The organism is Metabacillus idriensis (assembly GCF_009674765.1).
Classification (GTDB): Bacteria; Bacillota; Bacilli; order Bacillales; family Bacillaceae; genus Bacillus_P; species Bacillus_P idriensis.
In genome coordinates this window covers 124,005-134,684 of record NZ_WKKF01000008.1, presented here as the reverse complement: position 1 = coordinate 134,684, position 10,680 = coordinate 124,005, and the positions used below count along the sequence as shown (strand labels likewise).

The window sequence follows — 10,680 nt, the reverse complement described above, 5'->3', positions numbered from 1 at the left end:
AATTAAAAGAAGACCAAAAGAAATTAAACATTCCATTGATTGTCCTTTCTGCGGGCAAAAAAAATCATTATTCACCTAAGTCACAAGATTTATGGAATACAATGCAAGAAGAAATTCTTCAAATATCTTCTATCAGTGAATTTATGATTGCTAAAAATAGTACACATTACATACAAAATGATGAACCAACGGTAGTTGTAGATGCCATTAGAAGACTAATTGAAAATTGTTAAATTGGAGTAGGCAGAAGTGATGTACTTGAATATATTAGCTTGGTCATTATTTATCATCCATTTTGGTATCTTTATGCTTTGGATATCGGACTCTGAATACCTTTTTTCGTTGTTCGGAGTAGCAATATGGTTTACTGCAATTGTAAGTGCTTTTCTTGTACAAAAACAGATAAATAAGCAGTTAACAATAAGAAGACTTTTAATAGTTTCGAATTTTTTTATGGTTTTTCTAAGTGTAGTTACAGTGGGGATTTTTTACATTACGAACTCAATGCATTAGAACTTTATCAATCGGGGGCTATTGCAGCACAGTGGATCGCCTTTTCTTATTGAGTAATTGTGCAGGATTGTGGAGTAGTAAGTATTTGTTTAGGTATGATACATCTACAGTAACTTCTATGTCATAGTTGGAGTTGTATTATAAGGAGAGTTGTTTCACAATGGCAGCCGCTCTTTCGCCGATGAGCAGTAAATAAAATTAAACAGTGTTTAAATAATGGTGCGTTTCATATTGAAGGAGAATTGCACTTTTATTGTTTATCTAACTCGTGAAAGAGTTGAAGGAGAAAGCGGAGAGAACCAGAGAGAACCATATTGGAGGAAAAAATATGAGTACGTTTGTTTATATGGTGAGACACGGTGACTCGCCAAAGGAAGGAAATGAAAGAACAAGAGGTTTAACCGAAAAAGGGCTTTTGGATGCTCAACGAGTGAATGACATATTGATAAATAAGAAAATTGATGCAGTTGTTTCAAGCCCCTACACACGTTCAATTTTAACTGTCGAAAAGTTAGCAAAACAATTAGGGCAAAAAGTTTTAATATTTGAAGATTTAAAAGAGAGGATATTTTCTTCTGAAGACAATCGAACATCTGATAAGGAATTGGTACCACTGTTGGAGAAGTCATTTATGGAACCAAATTTCGCTTTAGAAGGAGGAGAATCTAATGCTGATTGTCAAAAAAGAGCTATAAAAGTTTTAAAAGAATTATTAGATATTTTTAAAGGTAAAAAAGTAGCAATAGGTACTCACGGGGCTGTTATGACATTGATGATGGGCTATTTCAATAGCAATTATGAATTAAATTTTTTACATAGCACATCAAAACCTGATATTTATAGAATGGAATTTAATGATCAGGAATTAGTGAATGTTCAAAGAATATGGGGTGTAAATATTGGTCTTAACCAATGAAATAACTAAAGGGCGGTATCTTAGAACAAGGATCAGCGCTCAATTTCCATTTAAAGGCCAGATTTCAAAATAGGAAAACTGAACCTTTTAATATATTTTTAGATAAATGTTCATCTTAAATAAAATATATAATGGAGGCATAATTATGTGGGTAATTTTAGGGGTTATTGCAATAGTAGTAACTTTAATAAATCTTTATATGTATACAGCAGGAAAGGATTACAAGCTTGCTATGGCGATGGGATTATCATTTACAGCATTAACACTTTGTGCAGAATACAGTCTTATATCGGAGTGGGTAGAAGTGGAAGATTGGGCAGCTTTAGAGGATGTAGTACCTGGTATGGAAAGGGCATTATGGTTTTTGACGATTGTTTCCATCTTACTAAATTTAGCACCTATACTTTTAGAACTAAAAAATAAAAAATAATTACTTATTGTCGCATTATTTATATAATATGCACTTATAATTAGTGAATTTTCAAAGATATGGGGCGTAAATATTGGTGTTAACTAATAAAAATTACTTTTTGTTATTCAACTAAAGGGGGCGATTGCTTAACAAAGTGTCGCATCTTCTTATTGAAGTAATGGGCATGATTGTGGAGGCTTCAATTTTCTCTCTTCATTAGTCAAGGAGCCATTTAATTGAGTAACAAAGATTAGTGTGGAGGACACATTATCAGACAATATTTAATTGAATATTATATAAATGTACTTTTAAAAATTCTAAAGATGTGTAATAATATGGAAAATTTATACTTGATATAAAATGCGATGATGAGGAAAGTAAGTCAACCATCATTTTCTTACAGAGAGCTTCGGTAGCTGAAAAGAAGCAGAAAATAGTTGATTGAAAATGGCCTTTGAGCAGCAAAGTCGACTTTCAGTAAATGAATTAGACCTTGACGAGATTTGGCACTCGTTATAAATGTCAAAGTATAAGAAAGATTCATTCTCTCCGTACTTATTGAGGCTGATAATGTGAATTATTAGTAAATTAAGGTGGTAACACGAGATATACCTCGTCCTTAGGCAATCATTTTGTCTATGGGCGAGGTTTTTTTATTTAGGGAGGAAGAAATATGACTATTTTTATCGGAGGAGCATGGCCTTATGCTAATGGTTCACTGCATTTAGGGCATGTAGCAGCTTTATTACCAGGTGATATTTTAGCTAGGTATTACAGACAGAAAGGAGAAAAGGTACTTTATGTTTCAGGAAGTGACTGTAATGGCACACCAATATCAATACGAGCAAATCAAGAAAATACGACAACTGAAGCAATTGCAAATCGTTATCACGAAGAATTTGTAGAGTGTTTTCAAAAGCTAGGTTTCTCCTACGATTTGTACACTCGTACAGATGCCGAACATCATCATAAGTCAGTACAGGCAATCTTTTTAGAACTACTTAAAAATGGTTATCTTTACAAAAGGACGATTGAGCAGGCTTATTGTGAAACGGATCATCAATTTTTACCGGATCGTTTTGTAGAAGGGGTTTGTCCAAATTGCGGTGCGAAAGCAAGGGGGGACCAATGTGATAATTGTTCCGCTATTTTAGACCCACTTGATTTAATCGATAAACGTTGTAAGATCTGTGGGAACCAGCCCACCATTAAAGAAACGGAGCATTTTTATTTCTCACTTAGTCAATTCCAGAAAAAATTAGAAGCATTTGTGGGGAAAGCGCAACAGGAAAATAGATGGCGTGAAAATGCAATTACATTAACAACTAGATATTTAAAAGAGGGTGTACATGACAGAGCTGTTACGCGTGATTTGCCAAACGGAGTTGATGTTCCAATAGAAGGTTTTGAAGGTAAGAAAATTTATGTATGGATTGAAGCAGTGGCAGGCTATTTATCAGCAAGTATCGAATGGACGAAGCAACATAACGAAAATATAAAAGATTGGTGGAATAAAGATACCATTTCTTACTATATTCATGGGAAGGATAATATTCCATTCCATACGGTTATTTGGCCTTCTATCCTAATGGGCATCAATAATCCTGCTTTACTAACACATATCATTTCGAACGAGTATTTGACATTAGAAAAGCGAAAGCTATCGACAAGTCAAAATTGGGCTGTTTGGGCTCCAGATATTTTAGAAAGATATGATGCAGACTCTATCCGTTATTTTTTAACAATCAACGCACCTGAAAATCGTGATTCTGATTTTTCGTGGCGCGAATTTGTATATAGTCATAACAGCGAATTACTAGGCGCATATGGTAATTTTGTCAATCGCACATCAAACCTTATAATGTATCTTTGATTGCAGCATTTCGTGATTGCCTTTACTTATTGAGGAATTGGGCAGTATTGGTGAATACCGGGTGTCATAGAAGGAGGGGGAAAATGAAGTTTTATGTAGCCTCAAGCTTTAAAAATATAGAGGAAGTACGGCACGTCAGTAAAAAGTTAAAGAGGATGGGTTATATCCATACATATGATTGGACACAAAATGAAAAAGCATCAACACTTGAAGACCTAAAAAGAATTGGTCAACAAGAAAAAAATGCTGTAGCGGAAGCTGATTTTATTGTAGTTTTATTACCAGCAGGAAAAGGGAGTCACATTGAATTAGGGATAGCCCTTGGTCTTAATAAAAGGATTATTCTCTATTCGCCCAATAATGAAATCAATAACATTCATATCACTAGTACTTTTTATCACCTGCCTGAGGTTGAACAGTTCATAGGGCCGTTAGATGAATTAATTGAATTTTTGACATCAGATGAAGAAGTGGTACTTAGTTAAAATTGGCGTTTGCAGTACAAGGTAGTGGTTCTTTAATATCCATTCGGAGTGAATGTACTGTTCCTGGATGATCTTCATCAATCGGGCATTTTTATGAAATGCGATTTTAAACAAGGATGAAAAATGAAAAGAAACCTAGGTAATCTAGACAACTACCTAGGTTTCTTTCTATTTATATTCCTAATGCTTTCTTCGTAATAGGCCCAACGATACCATCTACAGACAGGTTTTTGGATTTTTGGAAAGAACGAACTGCTTTTTCTGTGTTAGGACCAAATACCCCGTCAACGCCTTTAGTGCTGTAGCCTTTTGCAGTAAGTGTACTTTGAAGTGTTTTTACTCCGGTTCCGCGGCTGCCCATTTTTAAAGTGCCGCTGACTGTTCCAGGGGATGGTGCAGTCGGTGGCTTTGTTCCATAAAGGGCTTTTCTTGTTGCGGGACCGACAATACCGTCTACTGTTAAGCGGTGGGATTTTTGAAACTGACGTACTGCCTGATCGGTATTATTTCCGAACGCTCCATCAATGCCTTTCGTGGAAAAGCCAAGAGAAGTAAGTTTGCGCTGCAGCTCTTCGACTGCAGGACCGCGGCTGCCTTTTTTCAGAATTTGGCCATTATTCATTGCAGGAACAGAGGGTGATACTGAACTTGGAGTCGTTTTATATCCGTACGATGCAGCAATGGAATCAAATGACTTACCTGAAGAAGTAATAATTACTGGTGTGTTGGTCGGCACTTGGCTGAACAGCCATTCTACTTCATTGTCGTACATTCGAACACAGCCGCTGCTGACGTATCCGCCAATTGAACTCGGATTGTTATTGCCATGAATGGCATACGTTGTACCCCATGTGCCCCTCGCATTTAATCCTAGCCATCGGTTGCCAAGGGGATTTCGCGGATCACCGCCTGGAATGTTGTCCGTGTAGTAGGGTCTGTTCACAATTTTATTCACAATCTTGAATTTCCCTTCAGGTGTGAGTGATTGACTTCTGCCTGTGCCCACCCTAAACACTTTTTTCAGCTGACTATTTTCATAATATGCCAGCTGATTATTGCTCTTGTTGATGATGATGAATTTGCTTCCTGCTGCAGATGCAGAACTCAATTCCATACTAAAAATCATAAGAAAAGATAACAAAAAAAGAATAAACATTTTTTTGATCACAGTAACCATCTCCCTTTTTCACTCTGTTTTCAATCTATATAACGAAGTTTATTTCAAAATTGTTCCATAAATTAACAATATTTTGAAAATAAAATACGAATAAAAGATCGAGGTAATAACTTGATTTTGAAATAATTGGTATTGAGCGAACTGGAAGGAATGTTGAATAAGGATTTATGGTTAATTATGATTCGAAGGGAAGAGATATGGACTTAGAAGGAGTACAAGAATTACAAGAATTTTTAAGACTGACAATCACATCGACATTTATTCAGAGGAATTTTATTATATGAAAGTTATGAAGAATTAGAAGTAATTTGGCATTGGAAGTTTAACTTTGAAACCAATGGGGGTAGACCGCTTTAAACGCAATGCGCGCTTTACATTCAACACATTTTTTAAGCAATCGGGGAGCGATAATTGATTATTAATAGGCAGTGTGTAGTTTTTTTGCACTCCAAAAAGCACCCATTAACAGGTGCTTTTGGTGATTTTGTTTAAGCTTTTTTATAACATTTGTGTTTCTTTTAATAAGAATGTTTAAACTTAGCGGAGGAACACGTTCAGCTATTACCTTCCAACTTGAAGTATTATTTAACAGGCAATCTCCCAATATACTGAGATTCCGGTCTGAAAATCGTGTTATTTTCAGCCTGCTCCAGTACATGAGCCGTCCATCCGACAACTCTGCTTGCTGTAAACGTGGGGGTGAACAGCTCAGACTCCATTTGAATGGATTTCATGATGGCTGCAGCGTAGAATTCAACATTCGTATACAGGGATCTTCCCGGCTTTAGCTCTTGCAGCAAGTTAACAGCAGTTGTTTCCACTTTCATTGATAGATCAAGCCATGCATCTTTTCCTGCATTCTCGAGTAAAACGGTTTTTAAAGCCACAGCTCTTGGGTCATGCGTTTTGTATACTCGGTGGCCAAAACCCATTAATCGTTCGCCGCGATTGAGTTTCTCCCTAATCATTTTTTCAATATTAGCACTATTGGCCGCTTCAACTAAAAACGCAATCACTTCAGAAGGGGCTCCTCCATGAAGCGGGCCTTTCATCGTGCCAATTGCAGAGGTCACAGCAGAGTAAATGTCAGACTCGGTCGAAACGGTGACTCTTGCTGAAAAAGTAGAAGCATTCATTCCATGCTCCAATGTTAAAATCATGTAGGTTTCCAGAGCCTTGCGCTGAGATTCCGAAGGCCTTTTTCCATTAAGCATATATAGATAATTTTCAACATGATCAAGCTCTGCGGAAGGGCGGACAAATGCCCTGCCTTCTAAATGGCTTTTTCTATATGCGATGATTGTCGGTATCATCGCCGTTAAACGAATGGCATCTGAATAAGTCGGCTTTTCTTTATTTGCTGGACCGGCTGCTGAAACTGCTGTTCTCAAAACGCTCATAAAATCCATCTCTGCTGGAAGACTGATCAGCAGCTTTTCTATATAATCAGGAAGCCCGCGCTGTTTCTTCAGTTCATTTTTCAGCTCAATGAGCTGTTGCTGTTGCTGGTCAGGCCATTCACCATGCCACAGTAAATACGAAACTTCTTCAAATGAATGGTTGTTCGTCAAATCCCCTGCATCAATTCCTCTGTATATCAGTTGGCCATTTATTCCATCGATATGGCTTATGGCTGTTTCAGCAGCCGCAACGCCCTTTAATCCTTTGATCACCATGAAAATCTCTCCTTCCCTTTGTACTTTCTATTTTATAAAATAATAAGTATTAAGAAAATTAAATATATATAAACTGATTGATTAAGTATTTTAATAAGGAGGGTGTCTATGGAATTTACTTGGCTTCAAACGTTTGTCACGGCTGCAGAATGCGAAAATTTCAGAAGAACATCGGAGATTCTCTATATATCCCAGCCTTCTGTTTCAGTTCATATCAAACTGCTGGAAAAAGAACTTGGGGTTCGATTATTTGAGCGGGATGGCCGTAAGATTAGACTGACAGAAGAGGGAAGGGTTTATTTGAAGCATGCAAAGGAGCTTCTGGCTGTGTATCAAAACGGTTTAGTCAAGCTTCAGTCCTTTCAGCAGGGGTTTACATCGCAGTTTACTCTAGCCATTTCCCCGCTGATTGCAGATACCATTCTTCCTTATGTGCTGAAAAAATACTGCAACCAGTATCCTCAGGTAGAAATTTCCGTTAAAATTATAGAATCAAGTGAAATTGAAGAGGCTGTGAGGAATGATAAGGTGGATCTGGGTTTGTCCTGTTTGGGAAGCACTCATCCGGATATCCATTGTCAGCTTCTGTACAAGGACAAGGTTTTACTTGTCGCCCCTCACGATGGAATGGATTCTGAAAGAGCGCTGCCCATGGATGAAGAAGAGGTGTTAACATCAAATTACCTTCTTACACATAATCATCCTGTATACTGGGATTCGCTATGCAGAGCAGTAAAAGCAAATTATCCAGGAATTCGAATGATGGAGGTTTCCCAAATTCATATTACAAAACGGTTTATTGTGGAAGGACTAGGCGTTTCGTTCCTTCCTGCTTCAACAGTAAGAAGAGAAATGCTTGAAGGAAGACTCCTTGAGGTCGATTGTCCATCTATTCCATTGCCGGAAGCTCATACATATGCCATCATGAAATACACACATAAAAAGCAGAAAGAATTTTTAGCATTTCTTTCGCAGTTCAGAATTTAGCAGGAGGCCATTTTTATGAAAAAAACGATTGTTTTTACAGGCGGCGGCTCAGCAGGGCATGTCACGCCAAATATTGCGATTATTGATGAACTCGATAAAAGCGATTGGGACATCCAATATATTGGTTCGAAAAATGGGATCGAAAAGGAACTGATTGAGAAAATTGCAATTCCCTATCATGGCATTTCAAGCGGGAAGCTGAGAAGATATCTCGATTTTGAAAACGTAAAAGACAGTTTTCGTGTATTAAAAGGCTGCTTAGATGCAAGAAGAGTACTCAGAAAATTGAAGCCTGCATTGGTTTTTTCAAAAGGAGGCTTTGTATCCGTACCGGTCATAATTGCAGCAAAATCACTGAAAATTCCTGTTCTGATTCATGAAAGCGATATGACCCCGGGACTTGCAAATAAAATCGCCCAGCGTTTCGCTACTAAAATCTTTACTTCGTTCGAGGAAACGCTGAACTATTTTCCAAAAGATAAGACTGTTGTCATCGGTTCACCGATTCGCAGGGGAATTTTAAAGGGATCTCCGTATAAAGGAATAGAGCTGCTTGGGTTTGACCGCAGGCGTCCGGTTTTAACAGTGATGGGCGGAAGCCTCGGGGCAAAAAAAATCAATGAAACAATTAGAGCGGCATTACCGCAGCTGAAAGACTATCAGATCATTCACTTATGCGGAAAAGGAAACGTCGATGAGAACTATGCGAATCAGAAGGACTACAAACAATTTGAATATGTTCATGATGAGCTTCCTCATTATTTGGCCGCAACAGACTTTGTAATTACAAGAGGCGGATCGAATTCTATTTTCGAATTCCTTGCCCTAAGAATCCCAATGCTAATTATTCCTCTAACGAAAAATCAAAGCCGGGGAGATCAGATATTAAACGGAAAATCGTTCCAGGAAAAAGGATATGCGATGATGCTTGAGGAAGAACATTTATCTGTAGAAACGCTTGTGAAACATCTGGCTGATTTAAAGAGCAAAAGAGATGATATGAAGCAGAAAATGACCTCGCTTGACCGGAAAGATGCAATTAGTATACTTGTTGCGGAGATAAACGGCAGATAAGAATAAGATGTAAATGGAGGCTGGGACATAACGATCATCTCCTGAATGAAAGCCGAACATTGAATAGTGCGAAAACCATTAAAAGAAAGGGCTATTTTCGCATAGATTGTTGTTTTTTATGATAAATAATGTCCGTTCCTTGCAGCGAGAGGAACTTGCTTTCCGCGGTCCGGCTGGGAGCCTCCTCGGCGTTGCCTGTGGGGTCTCCCACTTTGCTCTATTTCCCGCAGGAGTCAAGTTCCTTCCGCTGCAATCCACTTAAGGTTTCTATCATTTAGTCTGGCAGCAACAATATTTATGAAAAGAGCCAAAGAAAAAAATCCGAACTAAAACGAAATTTAAGTTGGAATTTCACATAATAGTTCGGATTATTCTTTGGCTGAAAACCTTTTGTCCCAGCCTCTATTAATATTTCTTATGAAAAAAGGAATGATAGTGACTGCTCAAAATATCATAGATCATTTGATTGGGTAAATGAAATGCCAGAACAAGTGTCATAATTAATAAAGATAAATCCGGCTTGGCAGCGGCCCAGCCTTTTTTTTATGAATAATATCAATCTGTAAAACTTATCATACAGGAGTGTCGTCTAAATCTATGAAAGGGAGGGGCAAAAGTGGAAGAATGGGCTGCACAAGCATTGGAAATGGAAGATAAAGATGGACTGATCGATGAAATCATGATCCGTTACGGACAGGAGATCCTGCAGCTTGTCTACTCTTACGTCAGAAATAAAGAGACTGCTGAGGATTTAACGCAGGATATATTTATAAAGTGCTATAAATCTCTCCATACATACAGCGGAAAATCAAAGCTGAGAACCTGGCTTTGGCGTATAGCCATCAACCAATGCAAAGACTTTCTGAAAAGCTGGCATCACAAGAATGTCGAGACGGCTGGCGACGAACTGGAACCAAACAGTACTGCAAAGGGATCGATTGAACAGATGGCCATTCAAAAAGAAGAGGATACTCAGTTGATATCTGTCATCATGATGATGACTGTAAAATACCGTGAAGTGATTTACCTCTTTTATTATGAAGACTTGCCAATCAAGGAAATCGCGCTTGTTATTGGAGTAAGTGAGAATACGGTAAAGACTAGATTAAGACGGGCTAAAGTTCTGCTTAAAGAGAGATTGGAGGAGAAATAAATGGAAGACCGCCTGAAAAAGTTAAAAAAATCAATGGATCAATCGGCATTTGCTGCATTAACGTTCACAGAGAAGCACCGGAATGAAGTGAGGGAAAAGATTAAGAAACAAAAGGAAAAAGATGAAGACATTTTGCTTGCGGTTCTTCACCTGCTTGTCTATGAAAAGACAGGCCATGAATTGACTGCATTTTTGAGAAGCAGGGGAGTACGAAGGTTTGAAGAAAATGAAGGTGCTCTATATACTCTGCTGCATCAGCTGGAACAAAAAGGATGGATCGGGTCTGCGTGGAATGATTCAGGTTCAAAGCACTATCAGCTTAAAAACAAGGGGAAAAAGCTCTTGCAGAAAGCAGAAGCAAAAGAGGGAAATGTACTGCTGGTTTTAAAGGAAATGTTAGAGGGGTGATCGAAA

General features: G+C 37.9%; 9 protein-coding genes, 2 pseudogenes and 1 other annotated feature. Of the genes and pseudogenes, 9 read left to right on the top strand and 2 right to left on the bottom strand.

What is annotated here, in order from left to right:
* From GJU41_RS24755 to GJU41_RS19440, 5 genes and pseudogenes are all read left to right on the top strand, one after another.
* Nucleotides 1-233: pseudogene (locus GJU41_RS24755) on the top strand (alpha/beta fold hydrolase); the annotation flags it as partial.
* Nucleotides 234-841: 608 nt separating this feature from the next.
* Nucleotides 842-1,429 carry a histidine phosphatase family protein gene (locus tag GJU41_RS19455; RefSeq protein ID WP_154319279.1) on the top strand — a complete coding sequence of 196 codons (588 nt, stop codon included), beginning with the start codon at nt 842-844 and terminating at the stop codon, nt 1,427-1,429.
* Nucleotides 1,430-1,574: 145 nt separating this feature from the next.
* Nucleotides 1,575-1,859 carry a hypothetical protein gene (locus tag GJU41_RS19450; protein WP_070874362.1) on the top strand — a complete coding sequence of 95 codons (285 nt, stop codon included), beginning with the start codon at nt 1,575-1,577 and terminating at the stop codon, nt 1,857-1,859.
* 338 nt (nt 1,860-2,197) lie between these two features.
* Nucleotides 2,198-2,465 (top strand) — a binding site (T-box leader).
* Nucleotides 2,466-2,514: 49 nt separating this feature from the next.
* Nucleotides 2,515-3,702, top strand: a pseudogene (gene metG, locus GJU41_RS19445) (methionine--tRNA ligase); the annotation flags it as partial.
* A 95-nt stretch (nt 3,703-3,797) separates the two neighbouring features.
* Nucleotides 3,798-4,199: a nucleoside 2-deoxyribosyltransferase gene (locus GJU41_RS19440; RefSeq protein ID WP_070874363.1), complete on the top strand. Its 402-nt coding sequence runs from the start codon at nt 3,798-3,800 to the stop codon at nt 4,197-4,199.
* 172 nt (nt 4,200-4,371) lie between these two features.
* On the opposite strand, the gene GJU41_RS19435 is transcribed toward GJU41_RS19440, so the two are convergent.
* Together GJU41_RS19435 and GJU41_RS19430 are read right to left on the bottom strand one after the other, a co-directional pair.
* The gene (locus GJU41_RS19435; RefSeq protein ID WP_070874364.1) at nt 4,372-5,376 is read right to left on the bottom strand and encodes a L,D-transpeptidase family protein; all 1,005 of its coding nucleotides are present in this window, start codon (nt 5,374-5,376) and stop codon (nt 4,372-4,374) included.
* 581 nt (nt 5,377-5,957) lie between these two features.
* Nucleotides 5,958-7,052, bottom strand: a complete 1,095-nt coding sequence (locus tag GJU41_RS19430) for a citrate synthase/methylcitrate synthase (RefSeq protein WP_070874365.1) — start codon at nt 7,050-7,052, stop codon at nt 5,958-5,960.
* Nucleotides 7,053-7,160: 108 nt separating this feature from the next.
* On the opposite strand from GJU41_RS19430, the gene GJU41_RS19425 reads away from it, so the two are divergent.
* The 4 genes from GJU41_RS19425 (at nt 7,161) to GJU41_RS19410 (ending at nt 10,674) form a co-directional block, all read left to right on the top strand.
* Nucleotides 7,161-8,039, top strand: coding sequence for a LysR family transcriptional regulator (locus GJU41_RS19425; RefSeq protein WP_070874366.1), 879 nt, complete (start codon nt 7,161-7,163; stop codon nt 8,037-8,039).
* 15 nt (nt 8,040-8,054) lie between these two features.
* On the top strand, nt 8,055-9,113 hold the full coding sequence (locus GJU41_RS19420; RefSeq protein ID WP_070874367.1) for an undecaprenyldiphospho-muramoylpentapeptide beta-N-acetylglucosaminyltransferase: 1,059 nt from the start codon (nt 8,055-8,057) through the stop codon (nt 9,111-9,113).
* Nucleotides 9,114-9,729: 616 nt separating this feature from the next.
* The gene (locus GJU41_RS19415; protein ID WP_070874420.1) at nt 9,730-10,266 is read left to right on the top strand and encodes a sigma-70 family RNA polymerase sigma factor; all 537 of its coding nucleotides are present in this window, start codon (nt 9,730-9,732) and stop codon (nt 10,264-10,266) included.
* Nucleotides 10,267-10,674, top strand: a complete 408-nt coding sequence (locus GJU41_RS19410; protein WP_070874421.1) for a PadR family transcriptional regulator — start codon at nt 10,267-10,269, stop codon at nt 10,672-10,674.
* Nucleotides 10,675-10,680 lie beyond the last annotated feature (6 nt).

Bases quoted from the DNA above. Each gene is read 5' to 3' on its own strand.
- GJU41_RS19450 (WP_070874362.1), top strand. From the start codon at position 1,575: ATGTGGGTAATTTTAGGGGTTATTGCAATAGTAGTAACTTTAATAAAT.
- GJU41_RS19420 (WP_070874367.1), top strand. From the start codon at position 8,055: ATGAAAAAAACGATTGTTTTTACAGGCGGCGGCTCAGCAGGGCATGTC.
- GJU41_RS19435 (WP_070874364.1), bottom strand. From the start codon at position 5,376: ATGGTTACTGTGATCAAAAAAATGTTTATTCTTTTTTTGTTATCTTTT.
- GJU41_RS19440 (WP_070874363.1), top strand. From the start codon at position 3,798: ATGAAGTTTTATGTAGCCTCAAGCTTTAAAAATATAGAGGAAGTACGG.
- GJU41_RS19430 (WP_070874365.1), bottom strand. From the start codon at position 7,052: ATGGTGATCAAAGGATTAAAGGGCGTTGCGGCTGCTGAAACAGCCATA.
- GJU41_RS19425 (WP_070874366.1), top strand. From the start codon at position 7,161: ATGGAATTTACTTGGCTTCAAACGTTTGTCACGGCTGCAGAATGCGAA.
- GJU41_RS19410 (WP_070874421.1), top strand. From the start codon at position 10,267: ATGGAAGACCGCCTGAAAAAGTTAAAAAAATCAATGGATCAATCGGCA.
- GJU41_RS19455 (WP_154319279.1), top strand. From the start codon at position 842: ATGAGTACGTTTGTTTATATGGTGAGACACGGTGACTCGCCAAAGGAA.